This window comes from Micromonospora sp. NPDC023956 (assembly GCF_040639195.1).
GTDB lineage: Bacteria > Actinomycetota > Actinomycetes > Mycobacteriales > Micromonosporaceae > Micromonospora.
Genome location: NZ_JBEZZN010000007.1, coordinates 260,606 through 274,941 on the forward strand (window position 1 = coordinate 260,606; position 14,336 = coordinate 274,941).

15 protein-coding genes are annotated in these 14,336 nt (G+C 72.8%); 7 read left to right on the top strand and 8 right to left on the bottom strand.

From position 1 onward, the window contains the following. Positions 1-12: 12 nt before the first annotated feature. The 3 genes from AB0F58_RS16545 to AB0F58_RS16555 all read left to right on the top strand — a co-directional run bounded on the left by AB0F58_RS16545 (position 13) and on the right by AB0F58_RS16555 (position 2,415). The gene (locus tag AB0F58_RS16545) at positions 13-765 is read left to right on the top strand and encodes a lysophospholipid acyltransferase family protein (RefSeq protein WP_357143106.1); all 753 of its coding nucleotides are present in this window, start codon (positions 13-15) and stop codon (positions 763-765) included. Between the two features lie 128 nt (positions 766-893). Continuing rightward, positions 894-1,502 (top strand): isochorismatase family protein, encoded by a 609-nt coding sequence (locus AB0F58_RS16550; protein ID WP_357143108.1) that lies wholly within the window; start codon positions 894-896, stop codon positions 1,500-1,502. A gap of 4 nt (positions 1,503-1,506) precedes the next feature. After that, complete coding sequence (locus AB0F58_RS16555; protein ID WP_357143110.1) at positions 1,507-2,415, top strand: DJ-1/PfpI family protein; 909 nt, start codon at positions 1,507-1,509, stop codon at positions 2,413-2,415. Positions 2,416-2,419: 4 nt separating this feature from the next. On the opposite strand, the gene AB0F58_RS16560 is transcribed toward AB0F58_RS16555, so the two are convergent. From AB0F58_RS16560 to yidD, 7 genes are all read right to left on the bottom strand, one after another. Continuing rightward, complete coding sequence (locus tag AB0F58_RS16560) at positions 2,420-5,743, bottom strand: NACHT domain-containing protein (protein ID WP_357143112.1); 3,324 nt, start codon at positions 5,741-5,743, stop codon at positions 2,420-2,422. A gap of 105 nt (positions 5,744-5,848) precedes the next feature. Beyond that, positions 5,849-6,571: a hypothetical protein gene (locus AB0F58_RS16565; RefSeq protein ID WP_357143114.1), complete on the bottom strand. Its 723-nt coding sequence runs from the start codon at positions 6,569-6,571 to the stop codon at positions 5,849-5,851. An 80-nt stretch (positions 6,572-6,651) separates the two neighbouring features. Beyond that, positions 6,652-7,380, bottom strand: a complete 729-nt coding sequence (locus AB0F58_RS16570; protein WP_357143116.1) for a response regulator transcription factor — start codon at positions 7,378-7,380, stop codon at positions 6,652-6,654. Beyond that, positions 7,350-8,483: a hypothetical protein gene (locus tag AB0F58_RS16575; protein ID WP_357143118.1), complete on the bottom strand. Its 1,134-nt coding sequence runs from the start codon at positions 8,481-8,483 to the stop codon at positions 7,350-7,352. The genes AB0F58_RS16570 and AB0F58_RS16575 overlap by 31 nt, the downstream gene beginning before the upstream one ends. Continuing rightward, the gene (locus AB0F58_RS16580; protein ID WP_357143120.1) at positions 8,473-9,690 is read right to left on the bottom strand and encodes an ATP-binding protein; all 1,218 of its coding nucleotides are present in this window, start codon (positions 9,688-9,690) and stop codon (positions 8,473-8,475) included. Before AB0F58_RS16580 ends, AB0F58_RS16575 begins: the two co-directional genes overlap by 11 nt. Positions 9,691-9,841: 151 nt before the next feature. After that, positions 9,842-10,171: a hypothetical protein gene (locus tag AB0F58_RS16585; RefSeq protein ID WP_357143122.1), complete on the bottom strand. Its 330-nt coding sequence runs from the start codon at positions 10,169-10,171 to the stop codon at positions 9,842-9,844. Between the two features lie 71 nt (positions 10,172-10,242). Further along, positions 10,243-10,641 (bottom strand): membrane protein insertion efficiency factor YidD, encoded by a 399-nt coding sequence (gene yidD / locus AB0F58_RS16590; RefSeq protein ID WP_357143124.1) that lies wholly within the window; start codon positions 10,639-10,641, stop codon positions 10,243-10,245. On the opposite strand from yidD, the gene AB0F58_RS16595 reads away from it, so the two are divergent. The 4 genes from AB0F58_RS16595 (at position 10,640) to AB0F58_RS16610 (ending at position 13,258) form a co-directional block, all read left to right on the top strand. Then, positions 10,640-11,194 (top strand): YfbM family protein, encoded by a 555-nt coding sequence (locus AB0F58_RS16595; RefSeq protein WP_357143126.1) that lies wholly within the window; start codon positions 10,640-10,642, stop codon positions 11,192-11,194. The two genes, yidD and AB0F58_RS16595, sit on opposite strands and share 2 nt — an antisense overlap. Positions 11,195-11,332: 138 nt before the next feature. Further along, positions 11,333-11,803, top strand: coding sequence for a GNAT family N-acetyltransferase (locus AB0F58_RS16600; protein WP_357143128.1), 471 nt, complete (start codon positions 11,333-11,335; stop codon positions 11,801-11,803). A gap of 86 nt (positions 11,804-11,889) precedes the next feature. Then, entirely contained in the window at positions 11,890-12,405 is a 516-nt protein-coding gene (locus tag AB0F58_RS16605) for a M23 family metallopeptidase (RefSeq protein ID WP_357143130.1), read from the top strand. Between the two features lie 325 nt (positions 12,406-12,730). Then, a complete protein-coding gene (locus AB0F58_RS16610; protein ID WP_357143132.1) occupies positions 12,731-13,258 on the top strand; it encodes a M23 family metallopeptidase in 528 nt (175 codons plus the stop codon). Positions 13,259-13,341: 83 nt separating this feature from the next. Here the strand turns inward: AB0F58_RS16610 and AB0F58_RS16615 are convergent, their stop codons facing one another. Continuing rightward, positions 13,342-14,217 carry an NlpC/P60 family protein gene (locus tag AB0F58_RS16615; RefSeq protein WP_357143134.1) on the bottom strand — a complete coding sequence of 292 codons (876 nt, stop codon included), beginning with the start codon at positions 14,215-14,217 and terminating at the stop codon, positions 13,342-13,344. Positions 14,218-14,336 lie beyond the last annotated feature (119 nt).

A 14,336-nucleotide genomic window follows, 5' to 3' on the forward strand; every position in this document is an offset into this window, starting at 1 on the left:
TAATGTCGCGACATGCCGGAACTCGTGTACCCGCCCGTGATCGCCGCTCTGAAGACGATGTTCCGGGTCCTCGACCTGCGCATCACCATCGAGGGCGCGCACCACGTGCCGCGGACCGGCGGAGCGGTGATGGCCGCCAACCACGTCAGCTACCTCGACTTCATCTTCTGCGGCCTCGGCGCGCAGGAGTCGAAGCGGCTGGTCCGCTTCATGGCCAAGCAGTCGGTCTTCACGCACAAGGTCTCCGGTCCGCTGATGCGGGGCATGCGGCACATCTCGGTGAACCGGGAGGCCGGCGCCGGCTCGTACAACCAGGCGGTCGCGGCGCTGCGGCGCGGCGAGGTGGTCGGCGTCTTCCCGGAGGCGACGGTCAGCCGCTCGTTCGTCATCAAGCAGTTGAAGAGCGGCACCGTCCGGATGGCCAAGGACGCCGGGGTGCCCGTGCTGCCGGTCGCGCTCTGGGGCGGGCAGCGGCTCTGGACCAAGGGCCGCCCGCGTACGCTCACCCGCCGGCACGTGCCGATCACCATCCTGATCGGCGAGCCGCTGCATCCGGGCGACTACGAGTACGCCGGGAAGATGAACGCCGACCTGAAGGCCCGACTCGTCGCCCTGGTCGACCGGGCCCAGCGGGAGTACCCGGATCAGCCGTCCGGCCCGGACGACGCCTGGTGGCTGCCGGCGCACCTCGGCGGCACCGCGCCCACCCCGGAGGAGGCCGCCCTCCTGGAGGGCAAGCCACCGCGTACCGCCCACACCACCTGAGCACGGGTCGGCCCCGGGACGACCGGATCGTCGTCCTGACCGCGGGCGGGCCGGGGCGACCGGATCGTTCCGGAGGCGGACGGGATGGTGCCTGTCGGAGGGACGACGCGGCGACCAGGATCGGGGGCATGAGCCGATCAGCACTCGTCGTCATCGACGTCCAGGAGTCCTTCCGGCAGCGGCCGATCTGGGCGTACCGCTCCAACCCCGATCTGGTCGAGCGGGTCGGCCGGCTGGTCGACGCCGCCCGGGACCGGGGTGACCTGGTGGTCTGGGTCCTGCACGCCGAACCGGGCAGCGGCGGCGTCTTCGACCCGGTCAGCGGTCACGTCCGGCTGCTCGACGGGCTCGAACCGCGCGACGGCGAGCCCCGGCTGACCAAGACCGTGCACAACGCGTTCACCACCACCGACCTGCAACTCCTGCTGACCACGCAGGGCATTCGGGAGCTGGTCGTCTGTGGCATCCGTACCGAGCAGTGCTGCGAGACCACCGCCCGGCTCGGCTTCGATCTCGGCTACCAGGTCACCTTCGTCACCGAGGCGACGATGACCTTCCCCACCCCGCACCGGGACCTGCCGGAGACGGCAGGCGTCGAGGAGATCCTCGCCGACCCGCGCACCCTCTCCGCCGAGGAGATGACCGTCCGCACTGAGTACGCCCTCGCCGGCCGGTTCGCCACCATCCGTACCGTGGACGAGGTGGTCGGCGCGGTGCCGGCCGACGTGGCAGGCTGAAACGGTGGCCCGGGTCGTGTTCCTGCTGGTCCCGCAGCTGCACCTGCTGGACCTCGCCGGACCGGCCCAGGTCTTCTCCACCGCCGCCGACCTCGGCCACGACTACCGCCTGCACTACGTCGCCGAGCAGGCATCCGTGCCGACCGTGCAGGGCGTGCCGCTGGGGGCCGAGACCCGGTGGCCGGAGCTGACCCGGGACGACCTGCTCGTCGTACCCGGTTGGCGACCCGCCGCGCACGGACCGGCCGGTCCGGTCGGGCCGGGTGACCTGCGGCGGCTCGCCGCGCACCACGCGGCCGGCGGGGTGGTCGCGAGCATCTGCGCCGGCGCGTACGCGCTCGGCCGGGCCGGACTGCTCGACGGCCGCCGCTGCACCACCCACCACGAGGTGCAGGACGACCTGGCCCGCCGGCATCCGGCGGCCCGGGTGGTCCGGGACGTGCTCTACGTGGTCGACGACCGGGTGGTCACCTCGGCCGGCATCGCCAGCGGCATCGACGTGGCGCTGCACCTGCTCGCCACCCGGCACGGACCGGCGGTGGCCGCCCGGGTCGCCCGGTCGCTGGTCGTGCACACCCGGCGCAACGGCGACGAGCAGCAGGCCAGCGCGATGCTGCGGCACCGGTCCCACCTCAGCGACGCGGCGCACCGGGTGCAGGACGTCATCGACGCCCGGTTCCCGGAGAAGCTGCCGCTGGCCGAACTGGCGGCGGCCGGCGGGGTGGCCGAGCGGACGCTGACCCGGCTGTTCCGGCAGGCCACCGGGCTGACCCCGCTCGGCTACCAGCAGCTCCTGCGGGTGGAACGCGCCGAGCACCTGATCGGGCACGGCTCCACGGTGGAGGCCGCCGCCCGCGCGGTCGGCTTCGCCGACGCCCGCATGCTCCGCCGCCTGCGCGCCCGCACCCGCTGAAGGATCACGGCCGGATCCTTACGCCCTCCCGGTTGTGGAGCAGCTGGTCGGTGTTGGCGTGCACGGTGAGGCGACGACGGTCGTGAAGCGGCCCCAGGTCGAGGCCGGTGGCGGGCGGCCCGGCGCCGTAGAGGTACAGCGTGTGCAGCCGCGGCATCGTGGCCAGCGGAGCCAGCTCGGTCAGACCGGCACAGCCCCGCAGGTCGACCGTCTCCAGGGTGGGATGACCGGCCAGCGGGGCGAGATCGATCCGACCGGTGGAGGAGTCGAGGTCCAGGTGCTCCAGCGGCAGGTCCCGAACCGTCACCAGGTTCAGGCCTGCCACGTCGAGGTGCATCAGAGTCAGGCGCTTCAGGCCGTGATGGGTAGCGACGTGGTCCAGGACGCGCGGGTCGGTACAACCGTCGAGCCAGATCAAGGCCAGTGCGGAAAGCTGTCGCAGGAAGGTCACGTCGTCCAGCGGGCGCCGACCCGGCGCGGCGGCGAGGAGCACCGAAGTCAGTTCCGGCAGATGGGTCAGCGGTCGCCAACTGTACGGCCGGTAGAGGTGTCCCAGGGACAGGGTCCAGAGTCGAGGGAACCGGGCGAGCCAGGACAGGTCTGTCCGCCCGGTCTGCGGTGGCAGGAGGTCGAGGCTGAGGTGCCGGAGTCGGGGGAGAGCCGCCGGGATCGCCACCGGGCCCAGCGGTTGATTGACGGCCAGGTGTTCCAGGCCGGGATGGGCGTGGAGGGCGTCGATTTCCCTGTCGACCGGTCCTCGGATGCCGTTGTGCAGGATCAGGCCCCGCACCGGCGGAAGGGAACGGATCACCTCCGGCGAGGGCTGGACGTGGAACCGAACGTTGTGGAGATGTCGCAGGTGGTGGGTCATCGGCGCGGTCCACTCGTCGACGGTGATCCACTCGTTCTCGAGGGGGCAGTCGGCGAGGACGCGGCGGCCGTACTCGTCGGGCTCGAAGTGGTCGGCGGCGCGGATCAGGGCATCGATCACCTGGCGACGCGGGTCCGCACCGTACCGGCTGAGCTTGTCCAGGGCGCGCGGGCCGCCGACGTAGGCGGCGGTGGAGACCACGGCTGCCGCCACCGGAGCGGTGAGGTCGGTGAGGTCGTCGGGCAGGTAGTCGAGGACGCGCTCCCCGGCCAGGGCGAGAGAGCGTGCCTCCACCGTGCTGCGGGGCGGCAGGAGCGCCACCAGGCTCACGTCGATGCGGGCCTGGAGGGCCGGGGTCAGGCCGGGGGCGGTCTCCACGCAGGCCGCCGCGAGCAGCCGTAGCCAGCGCTGCTTCCGGCTGGACGCGGCGTCGGCCCGGTCGAGCAGCCCGTGGATCAGCCGCTGCCGGTACTCGCTGTTGGCCAGGCCGGCGGTCATGATGACGGTCTCCCGCCAGATGTCCCGTCCGGCCTGCTCCAGCAGCGCGTCGACGTAGTTCTCCTCGGCGATCTCCTTGGCCGCCAGGTACTCCTGGAACGTCCGGTGCACGAAGGAGAGCCGGTCCTCCGCCACGTCCTTGAGCACCCCGCTGCGGTCCAGCAGGTGCTCGAACACGTCGGCCGGTTCGGCGGTGACCTTCGGCATCGTCGCGAGCTTCCGGGTCACGTGCTCCCGGGCCTGCCCGGTGTCCAGCTCCGAGCGGTTGCTGATCGCCAGCCGCCAGGCGAGGTCCTGGAGCAGCGTCCGGGCATGCTGCGCGCCGAGCCCCACCCGCCGGTACGCGGGCACGTTCCGGGCGGTGTCGCGCCGTTCCAACAGCATGTCCAGCGCGGCCTGGTAGAGGCTGATCCGGTCGTGCGGCAGGTCGTCGCCCCGGTCGAGGTTCAGCGCGCAGAGCATCGCGCACATCAACGGGTTGGTGGCCAGCCCGCGCAGGTGCCGGTTGGCTTCCAGCCGGGCCAGCAGCCGACGTTCGTACCGGGGCAGCTCGTCGGCCTGGCACGGCAGGTAGCGCGCGCTGCCGATGGCCCGGTGCCAGCGGCGGACGAAGACCACGATGTCGGCCGGGCTCAACTGCTCCAGTGCCAGGGTGCTGAAGTCCTCGCCGGCCAGCCAGCGGACCGGTGCCGCCGTGGGCCGGGAGGTCACCACGACGATCACGCCCGGATACCGGTTCAGGATCCGGCGCAGCCAGTCCCGGACGCCGGCCCGTTGGCTGCTCACCAGTTCGTCCACCCCGTCGACGAGGAGCAGGCCCCGCCCCTCGGCGAAGATCCGCTCGACCCAGCCGGTCGGTGCCTCGGTGGCGAACTGGGCCATGTCGTCGCCGAGCTGCGGGCCGACCGGGGGCAGCGGCCGGTCGGCGTACGAGCGCAGCTTCACCAGGAAGGGCACCCGCCCGTTCCAGTCCTGCAACTCGCCGGTGAAGGTACGGCGGGCGGCGTTGATCGCCAGCCAGCGCAGCAGGGTGCTCTTACCGGAGCCGGCCTCGCCCCGCAGCAGGACGCGCCGGTGCTGGCCGAGTGCCCCCTCGACCCGCAGGCCGGTCTGCCCGTCACCGAACAGTCCCTTGCCGGAGCCGGCGTCGACCAGCCGGCCGAAGGTTCGCGGGGCGGGGGACCGGACGGCGGTCGCCCGGCGGCTCCCGCCGCTGCTCGAACCGGTGACGCTGAGGCTGAGGTAGGCGATGCTGAGCGTGGTCTCCGGGGTGAAGTTGTGCACGTCCACCCCGAAGAGTTCGAGCTGGTCGTGATGCGTGGAGACGAAATCCCGGTACCGCTGCTCGAAGGAGTCGTCGTCGCCCGCGTCCGCGTCCGCGCTCGGCGGAGCGGGCAGCCGGGCGAGCACCTCGGCCAGGTCGGCGGAGAGCCGGGAGAACCGGGCGAGGATCTCCTGGCTGGCCCGGTTGGTGAACTCCGGCAGGTGCCGGACCAGCTCGACGTGGCAGCGTACGCAGTCGGCCAGCACCCGTTCGCCGAGCCGGGTGGCGGCCTCGCTGAGCCGGGCCCGCTCGGCGGCGGCGGTGTAGGCGGGCTGGAGTGCTCGGGCGAGCCGGGTCGGGTCGGCGTCGGCGGCGAAGAGCTGCTCGTCGGAGGCGACCCCGTGCGTGACCACCTGCCCGACCGTGTCGAGGGCGGCCGCCACCTCGTGCTCGGGCAGGTTGCCGTACTCGGTCTCGAAGGTCTGCTCGATGCGTTCGGTGACCTCGGTGACCAGGCTCCGGATCTGCGCCTCGGCCTTGCGGCGCACGATCCGGTCCCGGAACGTCGTGGCGACCAGCTCCGACAGGTCGAGGCGGCGGGCGTCCCGGGCCTGGCGGTGGCCCAGCCACTGCCCGACCGCGCGGGTCACCACCGCCTTCGCCAACCCGGTCGCGGCGGCTTCGATCACCGGCATCTCGGCGCTCCCCATCCGTGGGCCGACCCGGGGTCGGGCCGTCGGGCCCAGAGTCGAGGAGCCTAGGCGATGGCCGACCGAACGTCCACGATGGACGGGGGGACGTCAGCAGGCCGAGCCGGGGCGGTCGGCGGTCGGTCGGCGGGCAGCGCGGCGGAGCCGGGCCGACGCGGGGTAGTAGTAGTCGTCGCGGCTGAGGAACTCCACCGGCAGCGACCCGGGCAGGGTGACCGGCACGCCGCGTACCACCGACCCGGTGCCCGCCCGGTGCAGCAGGACGTCCCGCTCCGCCACCGACAGTTCCACGACCATCGGGTTGGCCAGCCGGAACGCGGCGACCGCCCGCCGGACCAGCCGGGCCAGCGCGGCGATCTCCCGGGCCGGACCGCCGAGGGCGAGCGCGGGTTGCGCGATGGTCCGCAGCGCGTCGCAGACGACCAGCAGGTCGGCGGTGCCGTCCGGGGTGGTCGGACGCAGCTCCAGCCGGGACGGCCACTGCCAGCGGATCTGCCCGCTGACCGGGCGGGCCGCCCGCAGCCGGTGCCGGGGGCCGGTGTCGACCGGGGCGAGGGCCAGGTCACCGCAGTAGTGCACGATCCGCCGGTCGGTGACGGTCACCGTGGCGGTCGGCGTGAGCGACCACTGCCGCCGGTCGTCGGCCGGGCCGAGCAGGTGGCCCGCGAGGGCCAGCCGGTGTCGCGCGAGCACCTGCTCACCCGGCTCGGGGACCGGCTCGTGGTGCCGGTCCAGCACCGGCTGGTCGGCTGCCTCGGACGCGTCGAACCGGTGCGGTGCGATGAAGAAGGGGGAACCGTCGTCGGTTGTCATCACGGCCTCCCGGCGGACGCGTCGTGCGGGCGGTCTGCCGTCGAGAGTTCCCGGCCGGCCGGCCGGTGTCATGACACCCGTTAGGGGGTCGGCCGGTCGGACGACGCGTACGACTGATAGACGCCGATCTCCTCCGGACGGATCAGGCCGTCCTCGATCGCTCGGGCGAGCAGCGCCGACTTGGTGGCGGCCGGCCGCCCGGCCCGGGTGTACTTGATCCGCGCCCGGTCGACGTACTGCTTGACGGTGTGTTCGCTGATCCGCATCCGGCGGGCCACCGACGCCTTCGACATCGACTGGAACCAGAGCAGCAGCGCCTCCCGTTCCTTGTCGGACAGGGCCGGCCGGCCCGGACGGGCGTCGCCGACCATCGCACCGGCCAGGGCCGGCGGCACGTACGGCCGGTCGGCCGCCGCCGCCAGCAGCGTGGCCACGCAGTGCTCCCGTCCCTCGTGCTTGGCGAGGAAGGCCACCGCCCCGGCGTCCAGCACGGCGAGGATCGTCGCCGGGTCGGTGTGCTCGGAGTAGACCACCACCCGCCGTCCCGCCGCGCTCAGTCCGGCGACCCCGTCCACCGCCATCCGGCCGTGCAGTCGCAGGTCCAGCAGGACCACGTCGGCGTCCGGGGCGTTCCGCAGCACCACGTCCGGGTCGTCGCCGGTGGCGACCACGGTCAACCGTGGGTCGACGACCAGCCACGACCGGATCCCCTCGATCACCACCGGGTGGTCGTCGACGATCGCCACGCGCACCGGAGCGGGTCCGGTCGCCCCGTCGTTCACCGGGCCCGCCACTGCGTCCGGGTCCATCTGACCTCCCCGTCGCGTTCCTGTTCGTATTCGACCGGGTCGTTCCCGGGTGGGGACGCGACCTCCTCAAGAGTGCCCCGGTCCGGCGTGACCAGACTGATCTCCACGGCGTCCGGGGACGCCAGGACGGTGAGCCGGGCCCGGTCGTCCGCCTGGGCCAGGGCCGTGGTGAGCGGATCGACCAACCGTCGGCGGATCTCCACCGGCAGCGGCGGTGGCGTGCCCAGGGTGATCAGGTCGACCGCCACACCCCGCCGTTCGGCCAGGTCCGCGCTGGCGCGCAGCTCGTGCAGGAGCGGATCGGGCACGTCGTCGGACTCGGCGATCAGCCGGCGCAGCCGGGCCGCGGCGAGCGCGCAGCGCCGCTGCACCAGCGGGTCCGCCGGGTCGGCCCGCCCGGCGGCGAGATCGGCGAGGATCTCGCCGGCGGCGGCGTCGACCAGGGCCAGCCGGTCCCGCCGGTCGCGTTGGGCGTGCGCGGCGGCGAGCCGCTGGGCGGTGACGGCCGCGCTGGTCGCGGCGGCGCGAGCCCGTTCGGCGGCGAGGCTACGCAGGGCCGTCGCCCCGACCGCCAGCGCGATCGGTAGCACCGCCACGCCGTACACGTACATCGCGTAGCGGCTCAGGTCGGCGGCATCCGCGCCCTGCGCGAGCACCGCCACCAGCGCCACCACCGCCCCGGCCGCGATCGTGGCGACCAGGTCCCGCAGTGGCCGTCCCCAGCAGAACAGCACCGCGAACCAACCGACGGTGCCCCAACCCCAGTTCGCCGAGTGGAACAGCAGCGCCTCCCCGCTGGCCGGGAAGACCACCGCGTCGACCAACAGCAGCCCGACGACCAGTGGCAACGCCGGCAGCGGCAGGTCGCGCAGCAACCGCCGGGCCGCGAACGCCCCGACCACGGCCACCACCAGCCAACCTCCGCCGACCACCCACGGCCACCGCAGCTGCGACCAGGTCAGCAGTACGGCGGGCAGGCTGATCAGCAGGTGCCAGCCGTACGCGATCAGCACCGCCGCGATCCGGGCACCCCGGTCGGCGTTGGTCGCCACCGCCGCTCCGGCCGTCGACGCCGCGCCGCCGGTGGCGAGTTCAGCCGGCATCCGGCCACTCCAGGGTGATCCGGGTGCCCCGGCCGGGAGCCGAGTCGACCCCTGCGCGGCCACCCGCCGCCGCCATCCGGCCCCGGACGGACTCGCGCAGCCCGTACCGGTGGGGCGGCACCCGGGCCGGGTCGAAGCCCGGCCCGTCGTCGGACACCTCGACCACGACACCGTCCTGGGTCCCGGTCAGGCGCAGTCGCACGGCCGCGCCCGACGCGTGTCGCTGCACGTTGGTCAGCGCGGCGGCGGTGCTCTCGGTGACCGCGCCGGCCACCGCCGCGGGCACCACCACGGTGGCCGCCGGCAGTTCGGCGGTCACCGGCAGGTCGGGAAAGCGGGCGAGCACCCCGCGCAGCCGGTGGTCCAACGCCACCGGGCGGTCGACGGCCGGCTCGGTGGCGGCCAGGGCGAGCAGGTCGGCGGCGGCCCGTTCACGCAGCAGCGTGGAGTCGGAGCGGACCGCGCCCAGCCCCACCATGGTCAGGGTGGAGAGGACGGTGTCGTGCAGGTCCCGGTTCTGTCGGCGTTCGGCCTCCCGGGCGGTCCGGGCGATCACCGCGTCCCGGGCGACCCGCTGCCCTTCGGCGAAGACCCGGTCGGCCCGGCGGCTGCTCCGGCGCAGTACGGCGGCGAACACCGTCGCGGAGGCGGTCTGCACGGTGAGGGTGGCGGCGTGCATGACCGCCTCGGTGTCGTTGCCGGCCAGGTGCGCGCCGAGCGCGTACGCGGTGGCGACCAGCAGGCCGGCCGGCACCGCCCACCGTGGACGCAGGGCGAGCTGGGCGACGATCACCGACGTGCTGGCCAGGATCGCCACCCAGCTCACCTCGCCGGGCAGCACCGCCGGGGCGACCAGACGGGGAATGAGCAGGCAGGCGGCGACGGTCAGCGTCACGTCCACCGCGATCAGGCCGCCGGTGAGCCCGGACCGGCTGCCCGCCCGGGCGAACCAGACCGACCAGCCGGTGAGGATGCCGACCACGACGACCAGCAGCCCCGAATCGACCGGCTCGGTACGGACCGCCAGGGCGGCTGCGGCGCTCGCCACGCCGCAGGTCAACCGCAGCATGATCGGCAGGGTGGTGAAGAGCTTGCCCAGCGCGTCGGCGGCCGGGTTCTCCGAGGGCGCCGGGGCAGGCGGCGACGGGACGGCCGTGAGGTGGCCCGGTACTCCCACCGCAGAGGACGGCGTGGTGACGACCGACATTCCGGAGGCGTCCTTCCGGCAGTGATCCGTACGGGCGCGCGAGGGGGGCGGCGGCGGGAGAATAGCACGCAGTGTCCCCGATTCGGCCGGTCAGCGAACCTGCCCGGCGGGGCGCGGACGGCCGGCACCCGGTGCCGGTGCTCCGGCGTGGTCAGTCCTCGGTGCGGGCGGCGACCCGCGCCGCGTGGTGCGCGACGGTCGCGCCGAAGATGCCGTTGAGGTGACCGCAGTCCCGGCAACCCAGGTCGGGCCCGATCCGGCCGCCACAGTGGTCGCACTGGCCGGCGTCGTCCGGGTCGCTCCAGGTCGCCAGGGCCTGCACGAGCGCCGCCGCCGTGCGTTCGGTCAGCTCGAACCGGCCCCGGAGCCGCCCGCTGCGCAACTCGACCGAGAGCACGGGTGAGCTGTCCGGAGGATCGAAGCGGGCGATCCGGGCGACGAACCGTTCCATCGCCTCGATCGCATCCGGGTGACTGGTCACCGCTCCACGTTAGCCGGTTGCGGTCGCCGGTCCGGTCGGCGCCCCGAGCCGGACCAGGTCAACGGGTCACGTCAGCGCACCGGGTCAGCGGTGCCCCGGGGCACGTCCGGGCGGCAGCGGCGGAGCCGGTCGGCGGCCATCCGACCACCCACCGCCAGGCCGTACCGCTCCACGGCGGTCAGGCCGTACGCGCTGCACGTCGGGGTGAAGCGGCACTGGCCGGGCCAGCGGTGCGACAGCCAGCGACGGTAGCCCAGGATCGCCGCCCGGCCGGCCCGGTCGACCAGCGGGGTGGGAGCCACCCGGGCGGTCGTCGCGCCGAGCGTCAGCAGGAAGGAGAAGAGCCCGAAGTTGCAGCAGTCCGGGCCGTCGCAGTTGGGGCCGTTGCAGCTCGGGAGGTCACCGCAGCTGTCGCAGTAGTCGCGCTTGCGCTTGCGCCCGTGGTGCTGGTGGTGGTTCACCTTGATCATGCGCGCCATCATGGGGCATGCCCACCACCCCTACCGCCGGGGTGCGTCGGCGGTGGCCGGCACACTGTCGGCCATGGGCATGATCCTCATCGGGCGTCGACTCACCGTCGCCGACCACCAGCGTCTGCTGGCCGACCATTCGCTCGCCACCGAACTGCTGCACGCCGACCGGGCCGGGCCGGAACTCGACCTGGACAAGGCCTGGCACGGGATCCACTTCCTGCTGGCCGGGAATGCCTGGGAGGCCACCGGTGGGGCCGGCGAGGCGGTGCTCGGCGGCGAACCGGTCGGCGACGAGGCCGGCTACGGCCCGGCCCGGCTGCTCGGCCCGGAACAGGTCCGGACGGTCGCCGCCGCGCTCACACCGATCACCGTCGACACGCTCCGCTCCCGGTACGACGGGCCCACGCTGGACGCCGCCGAGGTCTATCCACACATCTGGGACGAGGAGGACGTGTTCGACACGTACCTGGCGCCGAACTTCACCCAGTTGCGGACCTTCTACCTCGCGGCGGCCGACGCCGGGCAGGCCGTGCTCCTCGCCGTGGTCTGACCGGATGCCCGGCGGGGCCCCGGAGCCGGAGTCCTTCGCCGAGGAGGACGGCGCGTAGCGCCAGGTCGACACAGGCCGGGACCAGCAGGACGGCCGCGACGGACCCCGGATCCGGGGCCGGACGCCTATCGTGCGGGCATGCAGAGCCTTCGACTCGAACCGATGACCGAGGAACAGTACGACCGTTACGACGAGAGTGCCGTGGCCGGCTATGCGGAGAGCATCGCCGCCAGCGGTTCGATGCCCCTGCCGGAGGCGCAGGAGAAGGCGCGCGCGGACCACCGACGGCTGCTGCCCGCCGGGGCACGTACGCCGGGTCACCGGCTCTGGACCGTCTACGACGACGACGTCGAGGTCGGCATCCTGTGGCTGCACACCGAGCAGAAGTCGGACGGCCCGCACGCCTTCATCTATGACGTGGAGGTGCGGGAGGGGCTGCGCCGGAAGGGGTACGGCCGGCGGATCATGCAGGCCGTCGACCGGTGGTGTCGGGAGGCGGGCGTGGTGTCCGTGGGCCTGAACGTCTTCGGCCAGAACACCGGTGCCCGCGCCCTGTACGAGGAGATGGGTTACCGGGTCGTCTCCCTCCAGATGCGAAAGTACCTGTAGCGCGCCCCGGAACCAGGACTTCTCACCGTCGGGGATCACTGGCAATATGCATTGAAGGCAGTGAATCTACTGACGTGGAGGTTCGGATGCGTATCCGTCTGGCGAGTCTCATCGGTGCCGGTGTGATGCTGGCGGCCAGTGTGCTGGTTCCGGCGTCGCCGGCTGCGGCGGCACCGTCGTTCCGGGTGCCGTTCCCGTGCAACCAGGCGTGGTCCGGTGAGACCCGGCCCGGTCACAGCCCGGCGTACGCGATCGACTTCAACCGGGCGGACGATCACGGCATGGCGGTCAAGGCCAGCGCCCCGGGCACCGTCGACATCGTCACCAATCTCGGTGACACCAGCTACGGCCGGTACGTGCGGATCAACCACGGGGGTGGGTACACCACCTACTACGCCCACCTGAGCGGCTTCAACGTCTCGGTCGGCCAGGCCGTCGACTACGGCACCACGATCGGGTACGTGGGCAACAGTGGCGGCTCCAGCGGCTCGCACCTGCACTACGAGCAGCGCCTCAACGGCGGCGACATCCAGGTGCGGTTCAGCGGCAACCTGGCGTACTACTGGGGCACCACGAGCTACACCCGGACCGCCGGCTGCTGACCCGTCCCGGTCCCGCCGGTGCGTGAGGCAGCGCCCCGACGCGCCGGCGGGACCGGCCACCCGTACCCGGTGGGCGACCGCGCCGCCGGCGCCGGTGATGCCCCGTCGTGACCGACCTGTCGCCCGGGAGCGCTCGTTGCCGCCGGCGGCGTCCGTGCGGTCGAGGGGCGATCACCTCGGCCGGTCGTGGCGTGCTGCCTGCGTTCTCTGCCCTCGGCCATGAGCCCGGCGCGACACGGGATGCGCTTCAGCGGGCCTCGAGGTCGAGCCTTCCCACAGATGGGATTCCCTGGCACCATGCATCGAGGTATGTACCTTGATCATCATGGAGGTTCAGATGCGGATCCGTCTGGCGAGCACCATCGGCGCCGGTGTGATGTTGGCGGCCAGCGTGCTGGTCCCGGCGTCGCCGGCTGCGGCGGCACCGTCGTTCCGGGCGCCGTTCCCGTGCAACCAGACGTGGTCCGGGCAGACCCGGACGAACCACAGCCCGGCGTACGCGATCGACTTCAACCGGACGAACGATCACGGCATGGCGGTCAAGGCCAGCGCCCCGGGCACCGTCGACATCGTCACCAATCTCGGTGACACCAGCTACGGCCGGTACGTGCGGATCAACCACGGGGGTGGCTACACCACCTACTACGCCCACCTGAGCGGGTTCAACGTCTCGGTCGGCCAGAGCGTCGGTTACGGCACCACCATCGGGTACGTGGGCAACAGCGGCGGCTCCAGCGGCTCGCACCTGCACTACGAGCAGCGGCTGAACGGCAGCGACATCAAGGTGCGGTTCAGCGGCAACCTGGCGCTCTACTGGGGGACCAGGAACTACACCCGGACCGCCGGCTGCTGAACCGTCCCCGGTCCGCCGGAAGGGCAGTCCCGCCGTCGGTGACGGCGGGACTCCTCGCGGCCGTGGACCGGTCGGGCGTCGGTTCAGATCCCCGGAACGCGGTGCGCGGTGTACTCCGAGCTGTTCAGGTAGTTCGTGGCACTGCTGATCACCACACCCGTCCAGGTGCCGTCGGCGTTCTGCCACTTGGGGGTGGCCTCGAGGACCGATGCCACCCCGTCGCCGTCCCCGTCACCGAGGTAGACCGCGACGTGGCCGTTCTTGGCGAGGAGGTCGCCGACCTGGATCTGCGACTTGGCGACCTGGGGGATACCCGACTTCATGGCGCTGGAACTGGTCCAGGGGAAGTACACCCCGGCGTGCTGGAACATCTTGTGGATCAGGCCCGAGCAGTCGTAGCCCTTGACCCCGGCGGGCTGCTTGTAGACCCGACTCTGACCGCAGGTCCTGCCGTCGTGGTGGAGCGTGCCGGTGGGTACGGTGCCGAACCGGTACGTCCCGGCCGCGCAGCCCACGTAGATCGAGTCGAGCTGGGCGAGCCCGTAGCTGAGCGCCTGCCGGACCTTGACCGACGGCGACTCCTTCACCTTGCAGTGGTTCATGAAGTACGGGATGCCGTGCGCCGGGATGCCCACCACCTGGACGCCGTCGAGGTGCACCAGGTAGTCGTCGTTCGGCACGATGGCCACGTGGGCGATCGCACCGACCTTCCACTCCCCGGGCGCGGCGGTGTAGCTCTGGTCGGACTGGATGCCGACGCCGGGCCGGTTGACCAGGACCCGGGCGGTGTGCCAGCCGCCGGTGCCGTTGAGCAGGTTGTTGCTCACCTGGTAGACGCCGCCGTAGGCGGTGACCTTGTCCCAGCAGGCGCCGACGTGGGGGTCGGTGCGGTAGAAGGTGAAGTCCGCCTGGGCGGCCGGGGCGGCCACGGTGCTGCCCAGCACCACTGCCGCCGTCACGACACCGATGCGACGCGGTATCGACATGGGCTCCGCCTCTCGTAGCTGGTTCCGGCGCGGTGTCGCCACGGGGGCGGCGAGCCTGGAGATCGGCCTGCACCTGTCTGCGTGATCTTACG

Bases quoted from the DNA above. Each gene is read 5' to 3' on its own strand.
- AB0F58_RS16545 (WP_357143106.1), top strand. From the start codon at position 13: ATGCCGGAACTCGTGTACCCGCCCGTGATCGCCGCTCTGAAGACGATG.
- AB0F58_RS16550 (WP_357143108.1), top strand. From the start codon at position 894: ATGAGCCGATCAGCACTCGTCGTCATCGACGTCCAGGAGTCCTTCCGG.
- AB0F58_RS16560 (WP_357143112.1), bottom strand. From the start codon at position 5,743: ATGCCGGTGATCGAAGCCGCCGCGACCGGGTTGGCGAAGGCGGTGGTG.
- AB0F58_RS16565 (WP_357143114.1), bottom strand. From the start codon at position 6,571: ATGACAACCGACGACGGTTCCCCCTTCTTCATCGCACCGCACCGGTTC.
- AB0F58_RS16570 (WP_357143116.1), bottom strand. From the start codon at position 7,380: ATGGACCCGGACGCAGTGGCGGGCCCGGTGAACGACGGGGCGACCGGA.
- AB0F58_RS16575 (WP_357143118.1), bottom strand. From the start codon at position 8,483: ATGCCGGCTGAACTCGCCACCGGCGGCGCGGCGTCGACGGCCGGAGCG.
- AB0F58_RS16580 (WP_357143120.1), bottom strand. From the start codon at position 9,690: ATGTCGGTCGTCACCACGCCGTCCTCTGCGGTGGGAGTACCGGGCCAC.
- AB0F58_RS16595 (WP_357143126.1), top strand. From the start codon at position 10,640: ATGCGCGCCATCATGGGGCATGCCCACCACCCCTACCGCCGGGGTGCG.
- yidD (WP_357143124.1), bottom strand. From the start codon at position 10,641: ATGATCAAGGTGAACCACCACCAGCACCACGGGCGCAAGCGCAAGCGC.
- AB0F58_RS16600 (WP_357143128.1), top strand. From the start codon at position 11,333: ATGCAGAGCCTTCGACTCGAACCGATGACCGAGGAACAGTACGACCGT.
- AB0F58_RS16605 (WP_357143130.1), top strand. From the start codon at position 11,890: ATGCGTATCCGTCTGGCGAGTCTCATCGGTGCCGGTGTGATGCTGGCG.
- AB0F58_RS16610 (WP_357143132.1), top strand. From the start codon at position 12,731: ATGGAGGTTCAGATGCGGATCCGTCTGGCGAGCACCATCGGCGCCGGT.